The following is a 24,738-nucleotide window of genomic DNA, read 5'->3' as shown; positions in this document are numbered from 1 at the left end:
AAATGTTAAGTCTTACGGTATAATTTATGTTAAAAGATAACAGATGCAAAATTTTAGCTTATTTAAGGGCTTCAACAGATAAACAAGATGTGACGCACCAAAAGTATGAAATACTGGAATATGCACGGGGGAATGATCTCAGAGTTGATCAATATATTGAAGTGACTATATCATCGACAAAAAATAGTAAACAAAGAAGAATTGATGAATTAACTAAAAAATTATCCCCTCATGATACATTAATCGTTACTGAACTAAGCCGGTTAGGGAGAAGTACAACCGAAGTGGTTGATCTGGTTAATACCTTAATCAACCAACAAGTACGAATTATCATTATAAAGCAGCATCTAGATTTTAATAGACATGACCTGAATTCAAAAGTGATTGTTACCTTATTTTCATTGTTTGGGGAGCTTGAACGAGATTTTATCAGCTTAAGAACAAAAGAAGCATTAGCCTCAAAAAAAGCAAAAGGAACACTGCAAAAAAGTCAGTTTGATGTGGATCGAGAGAAAATTATCGAATTACTTACTTTGGGTGTGTCCGTTAGAAAAATAGCTAATTTGTTGAAGTATAAAAACCATATCTCACTAAACACATATATTAACAAACGAAAATTATTTGATACAAAATTATGAATTTTATAGAAAATATAAAGTAATTGATATTCAAATGATTATATAAAAATTAATAAGGAAAATAAAAGTCAGGATCATACAGAAGCAATTGGGTAACAAGGGTTTAATAACTAAAATCAGACAAACCGGGCTTTTGAGTCAAATGACCCCTTTTAGTAGATTTGGATCTATATTTATTTGTTGTGATTCCATTTATTATGACTTATTTATTACTACCGATTATTTATAACGATAGATTGGTTAATAACAAATAAGCATTTACACAATTTTATTTACAAACTCTTAGCTTATTTTCATTATACTTTATCATATTTCTATATTCATCTTTACAATATTGAGAAAATTCTTCAATGCACTTAAAAATTAGATGCCTTGTACCATCAGTATCTATTTTATAAACTGGTAATTGATTATTTTTATCTTTTAAGTCTATACAATAATAGACATTATATATGTCATTCACATTCTGATAACCTACATACCAAAATTTTTGGCTATCACTTTCCTCAGTAAACTCTTGCATCTTTGATACTATCAATTCCGTATCAATTTGATTAGATAACAGTTTATCTATCGTATCATTTTCTATTTTATCAAACTTCGGAGTTGCAAAATAAAAGATCTCAAATGGTCCTAATTCTTCCTCTTTTAAAATACTCTCATCTTGTTTAATCAAAAAAGATTCATATGCTCCAGGAAGATCTATTCCCAACTCATTCTTTACTCTTTCTTTAAATTTAGCGATATACTTTTCTCTTAGACATGACGTATTATTACCTTCTGAAAATTCTATTTTCTCTAACTCATGCATAAGCACATCACCGTCTTGTAAGTTTTCTGTTATTTCAGACCCTTTATTATTTTTATCATTGTAATTTTTTATACTAGTATATTGATCTTTACAATATTGAACGAACTCCACAATATTTTTATATATTGGATACCTTGTTCCATTATTCCCTACTTTGTAAACGGGAAGTTGTTTATCATTGTCCTTTAAGTCTATACAATAATACATATATACACCGTCTATATCCTGTGAGGCCACACACCAAAATTTTTGTCTGCTTTTTTGCTCTATGAACCTTTCCATTGTCAACATAGAATTTCTGGATGACAACCAATATTTTAATATCTGAGACACCATAGGATTTATATCAGATTCGCTTTTAGGAGTTACAAAAGAAAATATGTTAAATGGACCTAATGAATTTCCATATAGAATACTCTCACTTTGCTCAATCAAAAATGATTTATATGCTTCAGGTAAAAGTATATTAAACTTATCTTTTATTTTCTTTTCAAGAGCAACTACAAACTTTTCCCTTATATCTTTTACATTTATATTAATAATATCCCCTGAAGTTGAAGTACTAGGATTAGTGCTTATTTTTTTTGGAGAAACGCCACTTTGAGGAGAAGTACTAGCTTCCCTTTTTCTTTGAGACGATTGTTCTTCACCTTCATCACTATCCATATTATTCATATGAATCATTCCATTGCAAGCACTTATTCCCATATAAACGAATAGATTTAAAATATAAATTAATCTTGTATTCATGATATTTCAATATAAAGATTGATTAATTACTCAATAGACCTTCTGCGAAACTTGATACTTATGTACGTACCAAATAAAATATGCTTTTTAGGGTGATTTTAATTCATTTGTTAGACTTATAAATAAGTTTAGGTTTTATTAAACCATTTTCCTTAAAAACTACCTAAAAATCTATCCTATAGCCATCATTCGTAATGAGTACATTCTTTCGCAGAAGGTCTAATAATTTAAATATTAATATAAGAGTAAAAATTACAAAAAATCTGGCTCTGTCCATTTAAGTGTGTAAAATATTTTTATGTGTTTTAAATTCTATGTTCGAATTTAATTAAAAAATGTGCTATAGCCTCACTCCAATTATGCATAGGCATGGTCCACTTTCTGGTTATGTAGTTAATAGTTAGATACAAGGTTTTAAAAACAGCTAAATCGTTAGGAAACACTCTTTTATTTTTAGTAACTCTACGGAATTGACTATTTACAGATTCAACAATATTTGTTGTATAAATAACTTTACGTATTGCATTAGGGTATTGTAAAAATACCATCAGATTATTCCAATTTGCATACCAAGCCTTGGCTATTTGTGGGTACTGTTTATCCCATTTGTTGGCAAAAGTTTCTAATGCCATTAGTGCTTTTTCTTCATTTACTGATGTATAAATTGGCTTTAAATCAGCAGATAATGCTTTCCTATCTTTATAGGATACATACTTGAAGCTATTCCTAATTTGGTGAACGATACAGAGTTGGTGGTCTGTTTTAGGATATACAGCACCGATTGCCTCAGACATACCTGATAAATTATCTGTACAAGCAATCAGCATATCCTGCATACCACGATTTTTGAGCTCTGTCAAATTACCTAACCAAAACTTAGATCCTTCATTTTCACTCATCCATAGTCCTAAAACATCTTTTATCCCTAATCGATCTATACCTAACGCAACATAGACTGACTTATTCATGATGCGTTTATCTTGTCTAACCTTAACTACAAAACAATCAAAAAAAACAATTGGATAAACTGATTCTAAGGGACGATTTTGCCATATCTTAACATCTTCAATAATAGAATCTGTGATCTTACTGATCAAGCTTTCACTAACTTCTGCTCTATATAATTCTTGTATTTGAAGTTGAATATCTGATAGGCTCATCCCTTTAGCATATAAAGATAAAATCTTATCATCTAAACCAGGGATTCTTGTTTGACGTTTAGGTAATAAAACAGGTTCAAAACTNGATGATCTGTCTCTGGGGACTTCAACCGATATAACACCATTATCAGTTATAACTTGCTTACTAGATAAACCATTACGAGCATTTGCTGAATCACTACGACTATATTTGGTATAACCTAAATGGCTATCCATTGCTGATTCTAACGCTTTTTCTACAAGACGTTTGATTAATTGTTTCAGTAAACCGCCTTGATCAAACAGAGTCGATAGGTCTACACCTGAGTCTATAAGCACTTCTATCGCCTTGATTATTCCGTCTTTACATATATCTTTTTTTTTATCTATTTTAAGTGTTATCATTTAGGTAAATATAAACCCTAAAAATATTTACACACTTATAAAGACAGACTCAAAAATCACCGTATTTAAAGAAGAAAAATACATATTTTACTTTCAAAAAAACGTGTAAAGTTATTTAATTATAAATTATAAATTTTATTTGGACTTAATACATCTCAATTAACAATATCTGTAAAGATATAAATATAGCCGAACATTTCAGAAGACAACCTGGAATATGAACTAATATCTGCCTATATCACTTACTGTAAAATTACAGCAATTAGCTAAAATTGATAGGCAATAATTTAGCCTCCCATTTTGTCCTAAAATCATTACGATCACCATGTTCATGATCTTGAATTATACCATCTCGTGGCTCATCAAAATTATTTCCACAGTCACATTTCTTCAGCATATTATCTTCAATACTTCTCTTCTTCCTCTCTTTTTCCTCTTCATTTCTTATTCTCCTTAATTTTTTAAATTCCTTCTTTACATTATCCCACTCTGGCCTATCTCTCCAAAAATCGCTGGAAGAAAACGCTTTCCTATTAGTTTGCGTTTCAGAAAAAGGAATAAAAGGATCTAATACTCTTGTCTTTCTTGAATGTAAACTATCAGGAAGTTCTATCAAATACTTATTGTCTCTAAGTAAGTGATCAATTTGTACTGGATAAGGAAGCTGATCTTCTTGAGTACCATCTTGCATAAAACATGTCACATAAGGAGCCCTTTGATTACTATGTCCTTCATTATCAATAATATTATAATTTCTATTAGGAACACCTTGCATCATGTAATACTCACCCATTTGTATAGATGGTAAATAAAATACTTTATAATCAATATTATTAACTTTCTGCACTCTATACTTCCAAGGTCTCGGACATACAAGATACTCGACATTACTATCCGTTTCTTTCTCCCTATTATTCTTCCACTGAACTTTTTTAAAACTATTTCCTTGTCTATTTATCTTCTCATTTAGCTCAAAAAAAAGAGTATTAAAAAATATATACCCTAGTCCTGCTTCTAAATTATTATTTACTACAGGGTTAAAATTTTTAGTAATACTACTGAGCGAAGAACGAGCAAAACCATACGTACGAACTGGATTCCACTGATTTTGTGAAATCATATCATTATAGTCCATAACTATTTCATTAAAACTTTTCTTCAAAGAAGGAACAGTTATCTCTATACCATCCCGCACACCATATTTCAATTTAGATGTACAACTAGTAAACGACATAAAGCTAATAAGAAGAATATACAGTAACATATATTTTTATATTTATTTATTTATTTATTTATTTATTTTATTGATAATGAAAAAACAACCTAAATATCTAACTTTTAATAAAAATTTTAATAGTCATATGCTATACTTTGTCTATATGAAACGTTTATTTTAAATTTTTCTTTTTTATTACCTCTTCATAAGACTGTATTGATCTTTACAGTATTGCACATACTCCCCAATACTATTAAGAATAGTATGTCTCGTACCATCAGTATCCACTTTATAAACTGGCAATTGATTGTTTTTGTCCTTTAGGTCTATACAATAATACATATATACACCGTTCACATCCTGGGAAGCTACACACCAAAATTTTTGCCTGCTTTTTTTCTCTGTAAACCTTTCCATTGCTAACATGGAATTTCTAGCAGCTAGCCAATATTTCAATATCTGAGACACCATAGGATTTATATCAGATTCGCTTTTAGGAGTTACAAAAGAAAATATGTTAAATGGACCCAATGAATTTTCATCTAGAATACTCTCACTTTGCTCAATCAAAAATGATTTATATGCTTCAGGTAAAAGTACATTAAACTTATCTTTTATTCTCTCTTCAAGAGCAACTACAAACTTTTTCCTTATTGTTTTATTATCGTTCTTCACAGCAACATGATTTTTTACTAAACTTCTACTTACAGAACTATTAGAAGTGGATCCTAAATTTTTATCACGCTTATTCATCCTATTAAAATTCACCCCATTACAAGCACCGATTCCCACACAAGCGAATAAATTGACCATATAAAATATATTTTTTCTCATGATTGTATAAATTATTTATATTAAAAAACAGATATAAAAAGTACAGAAACTACAGATTAATTTTTAATATGTATTAATCATAATTTGTATAAATTGAGATTAGTGACATTAGATTACTAACTAATTGACCACTAATACTTTCTAAAAGTATAACAAAGCTTTAAGTATACAAAATAGAGTTTGTAAATAAAATTGTGTAAATGCTTATTTGTTATTAACGAATCTATCGTTATAAATAATCGGTAGTAATAAATAAGTCATAATCAATGGCGGATCTGTCGCATCTGTTTTAAGGGATCGGTTATTTTGTTAATTTTAGTTAAAAATTGACTAAAATGTTTACTATTACCCGAGTCTGTCTTTATAAGCATACGCGTCAAGTTAAGGATTAATAGCTATTTTTTTTATCATATTTAGATTTGATATTCTTTTTTTTCTATACTTGTCTTTCAGGCAAAATATTGACCAGTTTAAGAGTAATTTTTTAAAAAATATTGTAAATCATCTAACCTGTTATTTACGATCACAAATAGTTCTTTGCTCCTTCTTTTGAGTTCAATTAACGCTTTAGTTAAACTAATTTCTCTATCAGGTTCCAGTTTTATACAGCTTACTATGCCATGGAAAATAAGTATTACACAGAATTTTGCATATAATTCACATAATATTCTTGCAGAGTTTATTTTACCTTTAATACTTTCAAGAGTCTAACATGGCTTTTATATAGCTTAAATAACAGCTCAATTTGCCATCTAACTCGATAAATAGACCTTATATATTCACTAGATATCTTACTAACTGGAATATTGGTAATCATTATTGTCCAATCAAGTAATCGTTGGTTTTTTTGGGAAGAGGTGTATCCACGACTCTGAGCTAACATATTAGCTTTTCTTCTCCTTTTGGATGATTGTTCACTTGTTAATTTATGGCAGATCATTCTTACCGGTAGCTTTAATTCTTTTCCTAGAAGAACCTCTTTTTCTAAGAAAATCTTGTGATCTAACAAGGTTATTAAATCTATCTTTGATGCATTATGCGTAGCATATATATTAGTGTCGGACTTATAGCGGCTGATAAAGTAAGCACCTGTTTCATTAATTTGTTTAAAACTATTAGGAACAAAATATCCTAAGTCTGCTAATAGTAGATCATTACTTTTTATATCTTCCAAATAGTTTCGGTAGCCTTGATCTGACCTAATACCTTCAGTTACCTCTAACCTATCTACTCTTTGATTTAGATAGTCAAATAGTACCTGTAATTTAATAGAAGATTTTGCCTTATTAGGTCGTCCTTTATAACTAGATCCACAGCCTTTATAAATACTTTCCATACTGTTAGGTAAGCCTATTTGACTACTATCAAGCAGTCTTACACTATTAAATTGTTCAAGAATTTTACAATCAAGTCGCAAATTGCTTTTAAATATCTGTAAACATTCTTTATACATTACTTGCATGAAAGTAACAGAATTTGAATTGAATTTTAGATATAAACCTTGCTTTGTAATATTTACATGATCCTCATGCAACAAACTACACATGTTTTCTAAGCTTAAATCCGTACCTCCCATATTACCTAAGACTAATGTCTTAATAAAAGAAGAACCTGTAAGTTTCCTATTTCTTTTAATAAAACCGGTAATATGGGATACTGCATTTGCTTTTTTTATAAAAAATTCTTTAAATACTACGGATAATTTTGATACTTTGTGCATAGTATAAGTTCCTTGATTTAGTTCATGAAATTAATCGAACTTATACTTTAACTTTTTTTTATCCTATACCATAATCAAAATTCATAAAAATTTTATCTTGTGTTTATTTTTATCAAAATCATATCTTTAACTTCACACCTATATTCCAAAAAACAGACGCATATAAATATTTTTATCGTACTTAAAATCATTTAATATCACGACTATATCCTTAACTTGACGTGTATGGTTAAATGGACAGAGCCGACAAATCACAAGATTAACTCCAGTGATGAACAAAATCCTTTAAAATAGGGAAATAATTGCGGTGTAATAGTAAACATTTTAGTCAATTTTTAACTAAAATTACTAAATTAACCTATCCCTTAAAACAGATGCGACAGAACCCTACAATTGACTACTAGATTTAATTCTATTTTAGATTAGTTATGAATTCTTATTTTTATGTTATAGCGTACTATCAATATCTATATAATAGACTGAATATCAGACTTATATAGTCCAGTAAATAATATTACTTTATCTAATTGAAATCCATCTTTAAGCATATCCTTGGCGATTTCCATCTTACCCTCTAACTTACCCTTTTCTTCCCCTATTCGGATACCCTCTTGTCTACCTTCTTCTCTACCCTCTTGTCTACCTTTTTGTTCACCTTCTTGTCTATATTTTTCGACTGTATTGGCTTCTATGAGTAACCATTTCAAGTGATCCTCATAAGCCATTCTTTCTTCATCTGTGAAGTTTAAAGTATCTAAAACATGTAGAGCCTTTTTAAGGCTAGGTATGGCTAATGGAGCAGGTAAGTTGTCCTTATTCAGTTATAGTGGACCGAAAAAATCGGACAAAGTTTTATAAATTTTGTTTCCGTGTTATTTCTGCTTTAGCGTATTGATTTTTTACATGTGTAAGATAGACGTTCATAGGTTTTTGATATTTAATACTAGAATGAAATCTTTTGTAATTATATTTATGCATGTAATCGTTAATGCCCTGTTTAATCTCTTTAATATTTTTAAAGTCATTTATAAACAAGCAGTTATATTTTATTGTTCTAAAAAAACGCTCTATAACTACATTATCAATACTTCTACCTTGCCCATTCATTGATATTTTAATACCATACTTTTTTAACAATTGTATGTGACCATGACTGGTATATTGACTTCCATGATCGCTATTAAAGTACTCTGGAGCAGGATATTTGCTAAGAGCTTCTTCTAAAATATCTGTTACAAGTGTTGTATCCATACTGTTAGATACTTTATAGCTCAATATAGCCTTACTATGCCAGTCTATTATAGCTGCAAAATAGATAAATCCATTATTAGTTTTAATATAAGTTATATCCCCGCTCCAAACCTGATTTGATTTAGGTACATAAAGACGCCTGGTCTGACCAGAGGAAAACCAATACTTATCTAGTAAATAACCATGTGCTTTATATTTAGAAGACTTAAAAGAAGTAAAAACTTTTTTACGCGGATAAACAGCACATAAGCCCATTCTACGCATATAATGTAGCACACGATTTTTTCCTATAGACAAACCATCTTCTAATAACTGGTTATATATATAACGGTATCCGTATTCTGGATGATCGATATAAATATCAGCTATTTTATTGATAAGCTTATAGTGGACCGAAAAAATCGGACAAAGTTTTATAAATTTTGTTTCCGTGTTATTTCTGCTTTAGCGTATTGATTTTTTACATGTGTAAGATAGACGTTCATAGGTTTTTGATATTTAATACTAGAATGAAATCTGTTGTAATTATATTTATGCATGTAATCGTTAATGCCCTGTTTAATCTCTTTAATATTTTTAAAGTCATTTATAAACAAGCAGTTATATTTTATTGTTCTAAAAAAACGCTCTATAACTACATTATCAATACTTCTACCTTGCCCATTCATTGATATTTTAATACCATACTTTTTTAACAATTGTATGTGACCATGACTGGTATATTGACTTCCATGATCGCTATTAAAGTACTCTGGAGCAGGATATTTGCTAAGAGCTTCTTCTAAAATATCTGTTACAAGTGTTGTATCCATACTGTTAGATACTTTATAGCTCAATATAGCCTTACTATGCCAGTCTATTATAGCTGCAAAATAGATAAATCCATTATTAGTTTTAATATAAGTTATATCCCCGCTCCAAACCTGATTTGATTTAGGTACATAAAGACGCCTGGTCTGACCAGAGGAAAACCAATACTTATCTAGTAAATAACCATGTGCTTTATATTTAGAAGACTTAAAAGAAGTAAAAACTTTTTTACGCGGATAAACAGCACATAAGCCCATTCTACGCATATAATGTAGCACACGATTTTTTCCTATAGACAAACCATCTTCTAATAACTGGTTATATATATAACGGTATCCGTATTCTGGATGATCGATATAAATATCAGCTATTTTATTGATAAGCTCCTTATTAAAACTATCTTCTATACTAGATTTATAATATAAAAAAGAACGATTAATCGATAATAATTTACATTGTCTTGCCTTAGGTAAATGAGTAAGCTTGGATTCGACAAGACCTTTTTTACTTAATAAGTCCAAGCTCTTTAGCTTTCCCACTGCCCAGTCCCGCTCAACTGTAGTTTTACCTAATGTCTTGGCTAAGGAATCATTTTCATCCTTTAAATGAGCTATTTCATCTTTGTATGCACTAACAACTTTGGATGGATCAAAAGCTAAATAAGCATGCTCCATAAACTGATGTTTCCAATTTTGAAGTGTTTTGCTAGTTACTCCATACTTGGACGATAACTCTACTAACGTCAATTCTTCTTTTAATAAATCTAAGACTATTTTAGTCTTCTCTACTGAACTAAACTTTCTAACCTTTTTTCTTCCCATTTTATAAACTCGTTTGTGAAACAATAAAACTAGTACAATACGAAACAAAGTATCTAATTTTCTGTCCGATTTTTTCGGTCCACTATAGCTCCTTATTAAAACTATCTTCTATACTAGATTTATAATATAAAAAAGAACGATTAATCGATAATAATTTACATTGTCTTGCCTTAGGTAAATGAGTAAGCTTGGATTCGACAAGACCTTTTTTACTTAATAAGTCCAAGCTCTTTAGCTTTCCCACTGCCCAGTCCCGCTCAACTGTAGTTTTACCTAATGTCTTGGCTAAGGAATCATTTTCATCCTTTAAATGAGCTATTTCATCTTTGTATGCACTAACAACTTTGGATGGATCAAAAGCTAAATAAGCATGCTCCATAAACTGATGTTTCCAATTTTGAAGTGTTTTGCTAGTTACTCCATACTTGGACGATAACTCTACTAACGTCAATTCTTCTTTTAATAAATCTAAGACTATTTTAGTCTTCTCTACTGAACTAAACTTTCTAACCTTTTTTCTTCCCATTTTATAAACTCGTTTGTGAAACAATAAAACTAGTACAATACGAAACAAAGTATCTAATTTTCTGTCCGATTTTTTCGGTCCACTATAGCTCCTTATTAAAACTATCTTCTATACTAGATTTATAATATAAAAAAGAACGATTAATCGATAATAATTTACATTGTCTTGCCTTAGGTAAATGAGTAAGCTTGGATTCGACAAGACCTTTTTTACTTAATAAGTCCAAGCTCTTTAGCTTTCCCACTGCCCAGTCCCGCTCAACTGTAGTTTTACCTAATGTCTTGGCTAAGGAATCATTTTCATCCTTTAAATGAGCTATTTCATCTTTGTATGCACTAACAACTTTGGATGGATCAAAAGCTAAATAAGCATGCTCCATAAACTGATGTTTCCAATTTTGAAGTGTTTTGCTAGTTACTCCATACTTGGACGATAACTCTACTAACGTCAATTCTTCTTTTAATAAATCTAAGACTATTTTAGTCTTCTCTACTGAACTAAACTTTCTAACCTTTTTTCTTCCCATTTTATAAACTCGTTTGTGAAACAATAAAACTAGTACAATACGAAACAAAGTATCTAATTTTCTGTCCGATTTTTTCGGTCCACTATACAGCTTGTTACTATCGTTCACGAAATTGATGAAGTTCAAGATAGCTGTGTAATCAGTAAGCAACTTGGTGCAAAGCTGCGCGGTATGGTAAGGGACCATATCAATAGGCAGCGCTATGGTAGTGACGCAGATAAGATCAAGACGCAGGTAGCGCAAGCAAGAAGTCGTAATACCTAAAGGTTCTTGTAGGTCAGTCTGTTCTGTAAGCTAAGCAAAAAGTGCGTTTTATTAGATGGAGTAGGGGGAGATGCTAATTGGCTAACTTGCAGAACAGATTAGTAGAAGCATATTGTATGCTGCTTTCTTATCAAAACAAAGCCTAATATAGGATTTTTATGATTGCTTTATAATTTACTTTTTAGACATTAATGCCTCTATGGCTTCCGCTTCTATAGGAATGTTTTGTGTTAAGTTTTGCACGCCATCTGTTGTGATCACAACATTATTTTCTAGCCGTATACCTATCTTTTCTTCCTTAATATAAATACCTGGTTCTATTGTTAAAACCATATTTGGTAGCATAGTGCCATGGGTATCGCCTAGGTCATGCGTGCTTAGTCCAAGATGATGTGAGATGCCATGCATAAAATATTTTCTGTAAGCTGGTGCGCCTTTAGGCTGGTTTTTAATATCTGCAGTCTTTATAAGGTTGAGTGCAACCAGTTCCTCTTCTACCCACCCACCAATTGCGTTATGATAATCTGAAAAAGATAGCCCTGGCCGCAACAGCCCTTCTGCAGCTTGTAATATACGCAGTACACTATTATATACTTTTCGTTGTCTGGCTGTAAATTTCCCATCAATAGGTATAACGCGTGTTATATCAGCAGCATAATTAGCATATTCTGCACCTATATCCATCAATAACAATTCGCCTGGTGGGCAAGGCTTATCATTCTTGGTATAGTGTAAAATGCAACTATCTGCACCACTGGCAATAATAGGGTCATAAGCAAACCCCCTTGAACCCCTTCGAAGAAACTCATATGAGAACAATGCTTCTATTTCATACTCCATTAATCCAGGATGGACCATTGGTATAGTAGATAGAAACCCAGCCGCTGTAATATCACAAGCCGTTTGTATAAGGGCAATTTCTATCTCGTCTTTTATGCCACGTAGTTTTTGCATAATCGGCGCTAGCCGCGCATATGCATGCAAGGGGTAGTGGTGCTGGCACCAGCGAATAAAACGTCTGTCTCTAGTGGCTATAGGGAAGTTTGCCCTTGGATGTTCATTCGTATTAAGGTATAGATGATGGGCCAAACCCATTAACGTATGAAAAATTCGCTTAAATTCACTCAACCAGTGCACCGTCACAATCCCACTTACACGACTTGCTTCTTCTTTAGTATATTTGCTTCCTTCCCAAACAGCCACTACCGGATTGGTTTCTTTGATAAATAAAATTTCTTTCCATTCCTTTTTAATGGCATCTGGATACAGCAGTAGAATAGTCTCTTCTTGGTCAATGCCAGAAAGATAAAAAAGATCACTATTTTGCACAAATGGCATCGTTCCATCTGTATTTTTGGCCATCAAATCATTGGCATGCAATACTACTAAGCTATTGGGATCAAGATAGGGTTCTAATTTTTTTCTATTCTTTATGAATAGATTTGTATCAATGTTTCTATAACGCATAGGATCGTATGTAGTAATTGGTTGACCACTATTGACATCGGTGGATACCATGCAGCGGTTATTTAAGTAAACTTACCAAATTGTCTTTTGATAACTTGGTACATATTTTTCTTCCATCTGGTGTATACATGGTATTAGTAGATGAAAATAGTTGTGCCAACAGTGCATCTATTTCGATTCCATTTAGTTTTATACCATGTGGTATGCTCGCTTTTTTCGCCAATGCCCTGATAAAACATTCTGAAGTTTCTAATTTTTGCTTGTTGTTGTTCCATTTAAGTTGTTCTATTACGCCTTCCAATAATTGCTTTGGTGAATGGTGTTTTAGTTCTGCTGGACAGCCATGAATAATAATAGTAGATTCCCCAAATGGGTCAATGATAAAGCCCAATGAACGCAAAATAGCTTTATTTTCTAATATAACCATATAATCTACACCGTTTACACTTAGATATTCTGGCATAAGTAACTGTTGTGATGCACCATTTTTATTTTGAAAGTGGTCCATAAACTTGTCATACAGCACCCGTTCATGAGCGGCTTGTTGATCAATTAACAGTGCACCAGACTGTACTTGAACAATAATATAGCTGGTATACAGTTGTACAGCTCTTCCTGCCCCTTCTTCGTAATGGACGGTTCCAACGTTTTGGCTTAAAGGAAAGGTTTCAGGCTCTGCTTTGTGGTCCGGAAATAAACTTTGCCAATCTTTAGGTGATGTAAGGGATGTAGTAGACTTATCTACTTTAAACTGTGTATAGTTTCGTTCTTTTGTTGAATGGGGGGGGGGTACTTGGATAGGATTGCTAAAACGCAGCAAAGAAAAATTGGTATCTTGGTCGAAATCTAAAGAATCGACTACATGATGGGTAGCTAAACTTTTCTTAATCGCCGCTTGCAAAATCGCATAAAGCGCTTTTTCATCTTGAAATTTAATTTCTGTTTTAGTAGGGTGTACATTTATGTCAATCAATTTAGGGTCAATGGTTAAATAGATGGCATAAAAGGGGAAACTATCTGTTGCTAAAAGTCTATCGTATGCATGTTTAATGGCATGATTTAAAAATGGACTTTTTACAAAGCGTTGGTTTACAAATAAAAATTGTTCTCCTCTTGTTTTTTTTGCTTGTTCTGGTTTCCCGATATAGCCTTGTATTGCCACCATATTGGTAGTCTCTTTACAGGGAATCAGCTGTTTTTTATAACTTTCGCCAAACAGATGCACCATTCTATGGCTTAATTTTTCTGGTGATAGATTATATATTTCTATATCATTGTGGTAGAGCCTCCATCCAATTTCTGTTCTAGCAAGTGCTGCATGTTGGACTTCTTCTAGGATATGTTTGAATTCTACTGGATTAGATTTTAAAAAGTTTCTTCGTGCTGGAACGTTATAAAATAGATTTTTTACACTGATCTTGGTGCCTGGTGATGTAGAAATTGCTTCTTGTTTTTTGATTTTAGATCCTTCTATAGCAATGAAAACGCCAGTAGCTGCTTCGTGTAAGCGGGTTTCCATTTCTACCTGTGCTACTGCTGCAATAGAGGCCATCGCCTCTCCTCTAAAACCCATGGTTTGGATTTTAGATAAATCATCTGTATGGGCAATCTTGGATGTGGCGTGCTTTTCAAAACACATTCGAGCATCAACTTTATCCATTCCTATGCCATCGTCAATCACTTGAATAAGTTGTTTACCAGCGTCTTTTATAATAATTTTTATGTTGTTGCTTCCTGCATCTATTGCATTATCTAGTAGTTCTTTGACTACAGAAGCAGGGCGTTGCACTACTTCTCCAGCTGCTATTTGATTAATCAGTAAGTCAGAGAGCAGGTGAATGGTATGCATGGTAGTAATCGAATAGGATGAAGGATATGTGTGCTATTAAAACAAATTTTATCAGGTTAGCCTTTGGATGGCTTGTTTCAATGGTTATGGTTGGCTACTATGCCATCCTATGAAACGCTGGGCAAGCTTTTAGATTTAGAAAAAAGCTATAAATTTGTATGTTCTAATTTTTTTTAATACCATTTAAACAGTCGCCTTTTCGAATGAAAGGTAGTGCACTCTAGGAAGATCAGGCACAAGTTCAAGCTTCTAGATTTTTTAGGTTATTTGGGAGAATTTAATATAACCTTTTTTATTGGCGCGCTTGCGACCTACTTTTTATACAAGTAATCGCTTTTATATACAGTGTTGTATGGCGCGCTATATATTATACATTTTTGATCCGTTTGTTTTTAATTCCAGCTTACATACTGCAAATGGACTATTCACCCAATGGCACCATGCGATTTCCATAATGATGGTTAGAAAAACCTTAGCTTGTGTGGGGTTGGTTTAAAATTTTATTGTTAACAACAAAACAAATTTACGTATGCACCGTAATATAAACAAAGTAAAATTAATATGCAAAGGAAATATGCGCAGAAGCCTATTTTTATCTACTATGGGTACATTTTTATTTGCTTTTAACTGTAATAAAGATGCCCATACCTTTCGTACAAAAGCAATTCAAAATCGTTTACATCCCGATTTTAGAGTATTAAATGACCCATCAGCAGATTATTTTAGTTACTCCTCTTCTATAAAAAACGATCAAGATAGATGGACTGCCTATAATGGTTCCATACAACAAGTAGTTGACTCAACTCCAAGTAAGATGCCCCCAGCAGTAGTAGCAGTTACAGATCATGTTAAAGAACATGTTGAAACTTCTAGTGTATCGATCCAAACAGATGATCACCATGCTGCAACGTCTAGTATATCGATCCAAATAGATAAAGAACATGCTGAAGTTTCTATTATAGCGAATCAAACAAATGGTTTGTTAGAAGAGGCTGATTGTGATGGTCATAAAGATGAATTTCCCGATGATGCCTGGGATCATTCCTTTGATACAGATATTGATACCTATTCTTTTGAAGATGAATATGACGGTTCTATTGTTGATGAGATACTACTTGATAGACTATCAAATTTGTTTAGTGAATCGTCTGATCGTGTTGAGAACAATCAAATTCAGCATGATGATAACCATTCCATGATACAACATGATAAAGAAGATCATGTTTATACTTTTCCTGAAGAGTTGAAGGATGCTCTGAAAAGGACATCCCACACTTTTTTATCCCTAAATATACTACCGGAGGACAAATAGGGGGCCTATGCTGTGCATGGCCGCTGTAGGATAGGGGAAATGTAAAATGGTGCTCCATACACATGTGGGTCTATGGATACCAAAGCTATCTATAAACCCACTATATCTAGTATCTGTTGGCATGGTTGCCTAAAGTAGGCCCATAAAGGAGCTGCTCGGTATAGGGTTGAACAAGATATACTGGGTGGCCTCAACGCATAATTTTTAGCTTATTCAGTGCTTTTCTATATTTATGGGCATTTTTTAAATGTGCTGTATAAGAACAGGCAAAGTAATGCAACCCTGACCAATCCTCTTTTGCTGAAAAGAAAAGGTAATCATGTGGTATATAATTCAGTACTGCATCAATCATTGCCACGCTAGGCAAACCAATAGGTCCAGGTGGCAACCCTTTTCTGCGATAGGAATTATAGGGAGAATCCATATAGGTATCCTCTTGCAAGACTCTTTTAATACCACATTGCTTTTCTTTTAGCGCATAGACAAGCATTGGACAAGATTGAAGGGGCATATGGCGTTTGAGTCTATTTAAATAGACTCCTGCAATCTTAGCAGCTTCTTGTGGGTCGTTTGTTTCTGCTTGAACGATAGAGGCTAAAATGGAGACATCTGTTGGACTTAAGCCTATTTTTTTCGCTTTATTCAGACGTATTGTATGCCAAAAACGTTGGTAAGCCAAATGGATTTTTGATATCAACTGTTCTGCTGTAATCGTCCAGTATATTTCATAGGTATCTGGAATGAACATAGTTAATACATTTTCTCGCGTAAAGCCATAGGCTGATAACTTTTCTGCATCATTTAGTAGTGCCCATAGTGGCGCTTTGGTGATACCTATAGGACGGACCAGCTGATCTATTAAGGAAGCTTTATTGGCCGCAGTAGCAAAAGTAAGCTTAACGGGATGTTGCATGCCACCACGTAGCATTCTAATCATTTGCCAATTATTCATATGAGCCATTATTTTGTATTGGCCAGGCCTATTTTCAGGATAATACCTCAATAAATAGGTTGCCCATAAAAAAGTGGTTCCATTTTTTATATATCCTTCATTTTCTAGTTTACTTTTGAGTTGGTAACGGGTACATCCCTTTGGAATCACCAGCAAACGATTGGGTGCGTGTGTGTTAGGAAATGCCAGTATCGCATATAAGATAATGCAAATTAAAACACCCACCCCAATTATCCATTGCCACTGCCGCTTTGTTTTTAACAAAAAAGCGTAAACGAAAGAAAGATTTACCATGCATGGGTTATTCATTAATAAAATAACTGTCAATTCAAATGGTATAGGCCTGCGTTTGACAGGTGATTATAGGCTGGTATACTTATATTTCCAGTGTGCTGCCTCACCATATTCTGCTATATAGTCCATGCGCTCTGTACGTATTTGTATCTCTAATTGCCCATATTTATAGGTTTCAAAGGTAAGATGGAGCGACTCATATCTACTATCTCTTGGTATACTGATCCAGTCCCTCATAATGTTACATATTGGTTTGTACAGATTGCTAATGATACTAAGTATTTTCCAACAAGCCACTTTTTCTTCTTGCAATGTTTTGCCATCCATATTGGTTAAAATGATTCTAATAGCGGTAAGGTCATGGACTTGATCAAAATCAATCTTTAGTTTTTGAATTTTATGCCAAATAGAATAAACCGATTTAATCCTTTTTTTTATAATAAAATCAATGTTGCGTTCTTTTATAGCTGCTTGCACTTCTTCAGCAACAAAATTTAATTTTTGCTGCCTTTTTATTTTAGTCATGCCAAGTTTGGCGGTAATGGCATAGTAACTCAATGTGTCTGTATGCTTTAACCAGAAATCTGCCAACTTGGTTTGAATATCATATAACCGCATTCTATGAGATAATGGGATATAAAAATGTTTGAGTTCAAGTAGCAGTTGGGCGTTAGAAGGGACCAATTCTGTATCCAGATTTTCGAATATTACGCCACTACAATGTAGGTGAATAATCTCACACATTTGTAGCAAAATGGCTAAAATATGGTGGCAATTTATATTAGGATGATTTGGATAGTTACGAATGGTATCGTTACGTAATCTGTAATCCTTTAACATGGCCACTGCCTCTAGTATGGAAGCTGTTTTTGAACCAAAATGTTTTTCAACAGCTTCTTTTTCAATAAATTTTTTTAAAAAAGCTGGTGTTAAGAGGGCCACTACAACGGTAGGAAGATCTAAAGACATCTCTGTAGCAGCAATCATGGCTATTTGTATCGAATCCTTTACACAACGTTTGCATGTTGCTTTATCCATTTTTTGTTCAAACTGCTCTGCCCATTCATATGCTGTTTGAATCGTAGAGCAAGCTTGTTGCGTATCGTTTGGGTCTTTGCTTACTGCTCTTGCAAGTTGATGTAAATTCCAATTATTTACATCAGGGATTTCGTGTTTTTTTATCATTTGATACAATCAAAAAATTATTGGGTTAACTGGATCTATAAGCTTATATGTTTAAGACTAGGGTTTACCCATTAAGGTAAATTCTCTGTTCGTAAGTTACGAACTTATCGTTCCAAGCGCAAAAATAAACACTTATAGCAATAGCAATACTTCAAAACCAATCCATATAATGCATATTATTTTCATAAAATAATACGTTATTCATATTATTATTATATATATTCTACAAAATAATTACTAGTTTTGCAAAAAAATACTTTTGTTTAGTTTGTTTATGGAATATATTTTTGCTTATGCTACAGCATGCCCTCAAAATTTATTTAATCTTACAATATTTTATACGGATGCAATTTATATACTCCTAACCACTAGGATGTCTTTTAGTAGTTTATTTGTATTTTTAAGTGGTCTAGTTATTTTTGAAAGGCGTTGAAAGTTTACAATCTTTGATATATGGTTACAACTGTTTCAGAGCGCTATCATATACCAGTGATGCCAGATCAGGTCGTGAGGGGCTTGTCTATCGTACCAACAGGCCACTATGCTGACCTTACTTTTGGGGGAGGAGGCCATACGAAAAGAATAGTAGAATCGCTATCTAGTGGCCATTTATTTGCCTTTGATAAGGACCCAGCGGCTGCTAAAATGGCCGAATGGTTTACTGGTAAACCTTTAACCTTTATTAGGGCATCGTTTCGATTTGTAAAGGAGTTTATAAATTTTTACGGTATTCCACAACTAGATGGTATCTTAGCAGATTTAGGTACTTCTTCCTACCAAATAGATACGCCAGGGCGTGGTTTTTCTACTCGTTTTGATGGTACACTCGATATGCGGATGGATCCAAATTCCCTTTATTCGGCTCAGCATATAGTAAATAGCTATACGGTGGAACAATTAGCCGATGTATTGAATGGTTATGGGGAAATAGTAGGCGCGATGGCTGTTGCTGAAGCTATTATACAAGCACGCAAGCGTGCACCTGTTGTAACGACCCATCAGTTGAGCACTATTCTTAAACCATTTGCGCCTAAAATAAAAGTAAATCAGTATCTTGCAAAGGTGTTTCAAGCCATCCGTATTGAAGTAAATAATGAGCTTGTTGCGTTGGAGGAATTACTAAAGCGTAGTGTTGAATGTATGAAACCTAAAGGTCGCTTGGCCATTATTTCCTATCATTCTTTAGAAGATCGATTGGTTAAAAACTTTTTCAATACGGGTAATGTATGGGGCAAGGTACAGCAGGATGGTTATGGCAATCTGTTGCGTCCTTTTGTTCCTCTACAAAAAAAACCTTTTATGCCTTCTGTAGAGGAGGTAACTAGAAACAATCGTGCGCGAAGCGCACGGTTACGGATAGCAGTACGTGTTGCATAACGTTATGGAACCAATCGGTATGCACGGGTCGTTTTTAACCATTATGGATTGATAATGATTATCGAGTTTTTTGCACTTTTTCTTTCCGCATTACTAGGTGGACTTTTGGTGGTTACACACTGTTCGATCCGCATTTTACCACGCTTGCTAACTTTTTCGGGAGGTTATTTATTGGCCAATACTTTCTTGCATTTAATGCCTGAGCTTTTTCTGTCCAAGGTAGTGCCGCTGTATGTAGGGGGGTGTATGATGATTGGATTTTTTTTGCAGCGTTTTATTGAAACCTTTACTGCTGGTGTGGAGCATGGCCATTCTATGGCCCCAACTTCAGGGCATGCTTGTCTAAAAGACTATAAAATGTTTGCGTTTTTAACTTCTATTGCATTTCATGCGCTATTAGATGGTACCCTTTTAGCCCATGGTCATCCTGGTCATGCTACCCAAAAAGGGCTTTTACTGGGTATGATGCTCCATAAGTTTTTGGAAGCTTTTGCTTTAATCAGTGTGTTGCGTGGTTTTAACCTATCTATTAGACACATGTTACGCTATTTGGTGCTATTTGCTTTGGCTTCTCCAGTAGGGTTGTGGCTGGGTGACTATTCCCATCATTATATTTCTGATGGTGGTAGCGTTGTATTATGTGCTATTGTAACCGGTAATTTTTTGTACATTTCGGCTACTATGCTTTTTGAAGCGAGTCCCAATCATCATTCGAACCAGTTTACTTTGTGGGTTAGTTTACTTGGGGCTGGATTGGCGGCATTGGTCCAATTTGTATTATAGTGGGTTGGTTTGCTGCTAAAAAAATAGGTTCGGTTTATAATATGGAGTAAATAGTCTATGGAGCCATCTGATATCAGTAAGGAGATCAAACGTTTGATAGACTTAATTCGGTACTACAATGAATGTTATTTCCAAAAGGGGATTTCTGAAATTTCTGATTATGGATATGACCAATTATTGGAACGGTTAACGCGGTTGGAGGAGGCCCATCCTCATTTAAAATGGCCTAACTCTCCAACTGAGGTGGTTGGAGAACGACTTTCAAAGGGTTTTGAAGTGGTGTATCACCAGACGCCTATGCTCTCTTTGGCTAAAACCTATTCAGAAATAGAGGTGGTGCAATTTGTGGAAAGGGCAAAAAAAATGTTTCCAAATGCGACGATAGATTTTATATGTGAACCTAAAATAGATGGTGTGGCACTAAGCATCCTTTATGAAAAGGGGAGATTGGTACGTGTGGTGACACGGGGTGATGGTGAAAAGGGCGATGATGTCACACGCCATGTGGCCCAATGTTTGCCCTTGCCCCAAAATATTCAAAATCCGCCATGTGACGCATTTGAGGTCCGTGGCGAGGCCTTTATGTCCAAGGCAGTTTTTAAAGCATTAAATAGTGCACGAAAGGCAAAAGGTGAACCTTTGTGGGCCAATCCTCGTAATATTACAGCGGGTACATTAAAGGCGTTGGATGTAGAGGGGGTTAAAGCGCGTCAGCTGGCATTTTATGGGTATGGTTTTTATGGGCCATCTTATACTTGTCCTACGCAACAAGCGGCGTTGGCATTACTGTCTGCGTTGGGTTTTTCTGTGCCACCTACTTATAAGGTATGTCATAATAGTGTGGAAATCATGGCGTATATTCGTTATTGTGCGCAATATAAAAAGGATTTACCGGTTGAGGTGGATGGAGTGGTGATCAAGGTAAATAAGCTGGCTCAACAAGATAGAATGGGTAGAACTTCTAAGTCGCCGCGCTGGGCTATTGCCTATAAATATCAACCAGAAAGGGCACATTCTACCCTACAAAGGGTAACCTTTCAGCTAGGCAGAACGGGAATAGTGACACCAGTTGCGCATTTTAGTCCCGTTCCATTGGCAGGTACTACGGTCCGTCGTGCTTCATTGTACAATGCAGATGAGTTGGCTAGGCGTGATCTTTATTTGGGCGATACGATTTTTATTGAAAAAGGTGGGGAGATTATTCCTAAGGTCGTGGGGATAGATAGGGCGCGTCGCCATACTGATGGCCAGCCTGTTCGCTTTATCTGTTCTTGTCCTGCTTGTGGGACACTACTCCACCGGGCAGCAGGGTGCGTTGCCTACTACTGCCCCAATAAGCAGGGCTGTTTGCCCCAATTAAAAGGTGCTTTACTCCATTTTGCCCATCGGAAAGCGATGGATATTGATGCCTTAGGCCCTAAAACGGTTGATACTTTATTGGAGGCTAAATTGGTCCAAACGGCAGCAGATCTTTACAGATTGCGTTATGATGCGGTCAATGGCTTAGCGGGCTTTCAAGCGCTATCCACGCAAAGATTATTGGCTAATATTCAAGGCTCCAAAACAAGGCCTTTTGATAGGGTATTGTTTGCTTTGGGTATTCAGCATGTAGGGGAAACGGTAGCTAGGAAACTAGCGCTACACTTTAGGTCTATGGAACGGTTGCAAGGGGCCACTGAAGCGGAGCTATTACAGCTACCAGATATTGGAGAGAAGATTGTGCAGAGTATACTGGATTACCTGAAGGATCCTTACCAACAAACCATTCTTAATGGGCTACAAGCTGCGGGGGTGCAGTTTATCTTGCCGGAGCCTGTTGATACTTTGTTGCCATTTTCTTCAAAAAACTTTGTTATATCGGGTACTTTTCAAAAATTTACAAGGGCAGAATGTACTAAATTAATAGAAGCAGCAGGCGGAAGGGTGTTGCCTGCTATTTCTAGTAAAGTGGATTACTTGGTAGCAGGCACTAAAGTTGGTCCATCCAAGTTGACAAAGGCCATGGCATGGGGCATTCCGATTTTAGAAGAAGATGAGCTTATAAAGATGATGGCATGATCCGTTTATACTTAAGTACAAAGCTTTTTATTTTAGGCGTTGTAACCCGCTTGGCCTCAAAAAATAAGACGGTGGCACGCAGCAATGTAGGCTTGAACAAAGCAACCACTATAGGTGTACTCTATAGTTATGAAAGTCCTGCCAAGCATGAGGTGGTACAACGTTTTATTCGAGATTTAAAAAATTTGGATAAGCAAGTTGGTGTGCTTTGTTACACTACAAAGAAAGATCGTATCCATACCAGTAGTCATTTGCGCTATGCTTTTGACCATGGTGCCATTACTATTTTAGGGAAGGCAAAAAGTGACCGCATACAAAAGTTTATAAAAACTTCTTTTGATTATTTGTTTTATTTAGATTTGACGATCCATCCAGTATTGGCATCTATTTTAGTCCAACATCATGCCAAATGCCGTGTGGGTCATTTTGATCCTACGTCCAGAAATTTCTTTGAAGTAATGGTCCAAGTAAATCGGACTACTCCGGTAGAAGATATCAAAAGATTGGCCAGTCAGATGTTGCACTATACGGGATGTATGGAAGGGCAATGACATCATTGCCCAAAGATAAAAAGTACCATTGGTTGACCCATCTGGCTTATAGACTTTATTATGGATATCTACTTAGATCATGCTGCTACTACGCCATTAGATTCAGCCGTATTGGATAGTATGCTTCCTTATATGGCCCATTTTTGTGGCAATCCTGCTTCTGTGCATCGTTATGGTTGCCGTGCGAAAGCAGCGCTTGAAAAAGCTAGAAAAAAAATAGCGACCTTATTGGATGTGGCGCCTTCTGAAATCTTCTTTACCTCTGGTGGTACAGAGGGAAACAATATGTTGTTAAGAGGTGTTATAGAGGCGATGCAAATAGCCCATGTGTTGACTTCTCCCTTGGAGCATCTTTCAGTTCGGATGCCTCTAGAAACCTTGGCCAGACAGGGTAAGATTACCTTATCCTATGTCCAGGTTGACCAAGAGGGGGGCTTTATGTTGGATGAAGTAGCGGAATGGTTAAAAGGCCATCCCCATGCTTTGGTGAGTTTTATGCAGGTCAATCATGAAATAGGGAATATAACCAATGCGGTAGCCATCGGAGCGCTTTGTAAAGCATATGGTGCTTATTTTCATTCTGATACCATTCAAAGTATCTATTGTGGCCTTGCTGACTTTCAGTCTTGTCATCTTGCCCTTGGTTCTGCCCATAAAATACATGGACCCAAAGGGATTGGCTTTGTCTATATAGATGCTAAGGTATCGGTTGCACCACTGATTACGGGAGGGGGGCAAGAGTTAAATATGCGCGGAGGGACTGAAAATGTCGCCTATATTGTTGGCATGGCCAAAGCATTGGAAATGGCTTTTGAGCATAAAACAAAAGTGGTAGCACACTTGTTAGCCATTAAGCAGTATATGATCGAGTTATTGAAAACACATATGCCCGATGTAACCTTTAATGGACAGAGTGCAAGCTTAACCCAAAGCAGTCCCAATCTATTAAATATTTCATTGCCTGACTCAGATGGGCGCGATATGGTTGTCTACCATTTAGATATTCATGGTATAGCTGCTTCTACAGGCAGTGCCTGTACAAGTGGTAGCCATATAGGTTCGGCGGTTATAGCTGCTTTGCAAAAAGAAACCAACCATGCGATACGTTTCTCTTTTAGTAAAAATACTACCTTTGCAGAAGTTAAAAAAACAGTTGATTTGCTAACGCAGCTTTATACGAAGTAAGGTAGTATAAGGAG

19 protein-coding genes and 2 pseudogenes are annotated in these 24,738 nt (G+C 34.7%); 7 read left to right on the top strand and 14 right to left on the bottom strand.

What is annotated here, in order from left to right:
• Positions 1 to 26 precede the first annotated feature (26 nt).
• Positions 27 to 638, top strand: a complete 612-nt coding sequence (locus AL022_RS03805) for a recombinase family protein (protein ID WP_014934959.1) — start codon at positions 27 to 29, stop codon at positions 636 to 638.
• Between the two features lie 268 nt (positions 639 to 906).
• On the opposite strand, the gene AL022_RS03800 is transcribed toward AL022_RS03805, so the two are convergent.
• The 12 genes and pseudogenes from AL022_RS03800 to mutL all read right to left on the bottom strand — a co-directional run bounded on the left by AL022_RS03800 (position 907) and on the right by mutL (position 15,027).
• Positions 907 to 2,157, bottom strand: coding sequence for an SMI1/KNR4 family protein (locus AL022_RS03800; RefSeq protein ID WP_014934958.1), 1,251 nt, complete (start codon positions 2,155 to 2,157; stop codon positions 907 to 909).
• Between the two features lie 347 nt (positions 2,158 to 2,504).
• Entirely contained in the window at positions 2,505 to 3,728 is a 1,224-nt protein-coding gene (locus AL022_RS03795) for an IS256 family transposase (RefSeq protein WP_420888367.1), read from the bottom strand.
• A 277-nt stretch (positions 3,729 to 4,005) separates the two neighbouring features.
• Positions 4,006 to 4,977 carry a hypothetical protein gene (locus AL022_RS03790; protein WP_148269065.1) on the bottom strand — a complete coding sequence of 324 codons (972 nt, stop codon included), beginning with the start codon at positions 4,975 to 4,977 and terminating at the stop codon, positions 4,006 to 4,008.
• 177 nt (positions 4,978 to 5,154) lie between these two features.
• On the bottom strand, positions 5,155 to 5,793 hold the full coding sequence (locus AL022_RS03785) for an SMI1/KNR4 family protein (protein ID WP_014934955.1): 639 nt from the start codon (positions 5,791 to 5,793) through the stop codon (positions 5,155 to 5,157).
• Positions 5,794 to 6,174: 381 nt separating this feature from the next.
• Positions 6,175 to 7,513, bottom strand: a pseudogene (locus tag AL022_RS03780) (IS4 family transposase).
• A gap of 467 nt (positions 7,514 to 7,980) precedes the next feature.
• Positions 7,981 to 8,334: pseudogene (locus tag AL022_RS03775) on the bottom strand (Rpn family recombination-promoting nuclease/putative transposase); the annotation flags it as partial.
• 31 nt (positions 8,335 to 8,365) lie between these two features.
• The gene (locus tag AL022_RS03770) at positions 8,366 to 9,142 is read right to left on the bottom strand and encodes an IS3 family transposase (protein ID WP_420888366.1); all 777 of its coding nucleotides are present in this window, start codon (positions 9,140 to 9,142) and stop codon (positions 8,366 to 8,368) included.
• A 35-nt stretch (positions 9,143 to 9,177) separates the two neighbouring features.
• The gene (locus tag AL022_RS03765; RefSeq protein WP_014934521.1) at positions 9,178 to 10,395 is read right to left on the bottom strand and encodes an IS3 family transposase; all 1,218 of its coding nucleotides are present in this window, start codon (positions 10,393 to 10,395) and stop codon (positions 9,178 to 9,180) included.
• Between the two features lie 82 nt (positions 10,396 to 10,477).
• Positions 10,478 to 10,921, bottom strand: coding sequence for a transposase (locus AL022_RS03760; protein WP_014934951.1), 444 nt, complete (start codon positions 10,919 to 10,921; stop codon positions 10,478 to 10,480).
• Between the two features lie 82 nt (positions 10,922 to 11,003).
• Positions 11,004 to 11,447: a transposase gene (locus tag AL022_RS03755; RefSeq protein WP_014934951.1), complete on the bottom strand. Its 444-nt coding sequence runs from the start codon at positions 11,445 to 11,447 to the stop codon at positions 11,004 to 11,006.
• A 438-nt stretch (positions 11,448 to 11,885) separates the two neighbouring features.
• Positions 11,886 to 13,229 (bottom strand): aminopeptidase P family protein, encoded by a 1,344-nt coding sequence (locus tag AL022_RS03750; protein WP_014934949.1) that lies wholly within the window; start codon positions 13,227 to 13,229, stop codon positions 11,886 to 11,888.
• A 7-nt stretch (positions 13,230 to 13,236) separates the two neighbouring features.
• Positions 13,237 to 15,027, bottom strand: coding sequence for a DNA mismatch repair endonuclease MutL (gene mutL / locus AL022_RS03745; RefSeq protein ID WP_014934948.1), 1,791 nt, complete (start codon positions 15,025 to 15,027; stop codon positions 13,237 to 13,239).
• 601 nt (positions 15,028 to 15,628) lie between these two features.
• Here mutL and AL022_RS03740 point away from each other — a divergent pair.
• Positions 15,629 to 16,339 carry a hypothetical protein gene (locus AL022_RS03740; protein ID WP_148269063.1) on the top strand — a complete coding sequence of 237 codons (711 nt, stop codon included), beginning with the start codon at positions 15,629 to 15,631 and terminating at the stop codon, positions 16,337 to 16,339.
• Positions 16,340 to 16,529: 190 nt separating this feature from the next.
• Here AL022_RS03740 and mltG read toward each other — a convergent pair whose 3' ends face one another.
• The gene (gene mltG, locus AL022_RS03735; protein WP_014934946.1) at positions 16,530 to 17,585 is read right to left on the bottom strand and encodes an endolytic transglycosylase MltG; all 1,056 of its coding nucleotides are present in this window, start codon (positions 17,583 to 17,585) and stop codon (positions 16,530 to 16,532) included.
• Between the two features lie 66 nt (positions 17,586 to 17,651).
• Positions 17,652 to 18,770 carry an HD domain-containing protein gene (locus AL022_RS03730; protein ID WP_014934945.1) on the bottom strand — a complete coding sequence of 373 codons (1,119 nt, stop codon included), beginning with the start codon at positions 18,768 to 18,770 and terminating at the stop codon, positions 17,652 to 17,654.
• 453 nt (positions 18,771 to 19,223) lie between these two features.
• Between AL022_RS03730 and rsmH the strand changes: the two genes are divergently transcribed.
• The 5 genes from rsmH to AL022_RS03705 are packed head-to-tail and all read left to right on the top strand — an operon-like array spanning position 19,224 to position 24,724.
• A complete protein-coding gene (gene rsmH, locus AL022_RS03725) occupies positions 19,224 to 20,147 on the top strand; it encodes a 16S rRNA (cytosine(1402)-N(4))-methyltransferase RsmH (RefSeq protein WP_014934943.1) in 924 nt (307 codons plus the stop codon).
• A gap of 54 nt (positions 20,148 to 20,201) precedes the next feature.
• On the top strand, positions 20,202 to 20,930 hold the full coding sequence (locus AL022_RS03720) for a ZIP family metal transporter (RefSeq protein ID WP_014934942.1): 729 nt from the start codon (positions 20,202 to 20,204) through the stop codon (positions 20,928 to 20,930).
• A gap of 57 nt (positions 20,931 to 20,987) precedes the next feature.
• Positions 20,988 to 22,988: an NAD-dependent DNA ligase LigA gene (gene ligA / locus AL022_RS03715; RefSeq protein WP_014934941.1), complete on the top strand. Its 2,001-nt coding sequence runs from the start codon at positions 20,988 to 20,990 to the stop codon at positions 22,986 to 22,988.
• Positions 22,985 to 23,539: a DUF6913 domain-containing protein gene (locus tag AL022_RS03710; protein WP_014934940.1), complete on the top strand. Its 555-nt coding sequence runs from the start codon at positions 22,985 to 22,987 to the stop codon at positions 23,537 to 23,539. Before ligA ends, AL022_RS03710 begins: the two co-directional genes overlap by 4 nt.
• 60 nt (positions 23,540 to 23,599) lie before the next feature.
• On the top strand, positions 23,600 to 24,724 hold the full coding sequence (locus AL022_RS03705; RefSeq protein WP_014934939.1) for a cysteine desulfurase family protein: 1,125 nt from the start codon (positions 23,600 to 23,602) through the stop codon (positions 24,722 to 24,724).
• Positions 24,725 to 24,738: the final 14 nt, after the last annotated feature.

It is taken from the genome of Cardinium endosymbiont cEper1 of Encarsia pergandiella, assembly GCF_000304455.1.
Classification (GTDB): domain Bacteria; phylum Bacteroidota; class Bacteroidia; order Cytophagales; family Amoebophilaceae; genus Cardinium.
Note: the sequence above shows the minus strand (reverse complement) of the source record. Positions and strands in the feature narration are given on the sequence as shown.

Coding starts and splice junctions, on each gene's coding strand:
- AL022_RS03790 (WP_148269065.1), bottom strand. CDS start 4,977: ATGTCGTTTACTAGTTGTACATCTAAATTGAAATATGGTGTGCGGGAT.
- rsmH (WP_014934943.1), top strand. CDS start 19,224: ATGGTTACAACTGTTTCAGAGCGCTATCATATACCAGTGATGCCAGAT.
- AL022_RS03705 (WP_014934939.1), top strand. CDS start 23,600: ATGGATATCTACTTAGATCATGCTGCTACTACGCCATTAGATTCAGCC.
- AL022_RS03805 (WP_014934959.1), top strand. CDS start 27: ATGTTAAAAGATAACAGATGCAAAATTTTAGCTTATTTAAGGGCTTCA.
- AL022_RS03755 (WP_014934951.1), bottom strand. CDS start 11,447: ATGGGAAGAAAAAAGGTTAGAAAGTTTAGTTCAGTAGAGAAGACTAAA.
- AL022_RS03720 (WP_014934942.1), top strand. CDS start 20,202: ATGATTATCGAGTTTTTTGCACTTTTTCTTTCCGCATTACTAGGTGGA.
- AL022_RS03765 (WP_014934521.1), bottom strand. CDS start 10,395: ATGGGAAGAAAAAAGGTTAGAAAGTTTAGTTCAGTAGAGAAGACTAAA.
- AL022_RS03730 (WP_014934945.1), bottom strand. CDS start 18,770: ATGATAAAAAAACACGAAATCCCTGATGTAAATAATTGGAATTTACAT.
- mutL (WP_014934948.1), bottom strand. CDS start 15,027: ATGCATACCATTCACCTGCTCTCTGACTTACTGATTAATCAAATAGCA.
- mltG (WP_014934946.1), bottom strand. CDS start 17,585: ATGGTAAATCTTTCTTTCGTTTACGCTTTTTTGTTAAAAACAAAGCGG.
- AL022_RS03800 (WP_014934958.1), bottom strand. CDS start 2,157: ATGGGAATAAGTGCTTGCAATGGAATGATTCATATGAATAATATGGAT.
- ligA (WP_014934941.1), top strand. CDS start 20,988: ATGGAGCCATCTGATATCAGTAAGGAGATCAAACGTTTGATAGACTTA.
- AL022_RS03740 (WP_148269063.1), top strand. CDS start 15,629: ATGGGTACATTTTTATTTGCTTTTAACTGTAATAAAGATGCCCATACC.
- AL022_RS03785 (WP_014934955.1), bottom strand. CDS start 5,793: ATGAGAAAAAATATATTTTATATGGTCAATTTATTCGCTTGTGTGGGA.
- AL022_RS03750 (WP_014934949.1), bottom strand. CDS start 13,229: ATGGTATCCACCGATGTCAATAGTGGTCAACCAATTACTACATACGAT.
- AL022_RS03760 (WP_014934951.1), bottom strand. CDS start 10,921: ATGGGAAGAAAAAAGGTTAGAAAGTTTAGTTCAGTAGAGAAGACTAAA.
- AL022_RS03710 (WP_014934940.1), top strand. CDS start 22,985: ATGATCCGTTTATACTTAAGTACAAAGCTTTTTATTTTAGGCGTTGTA.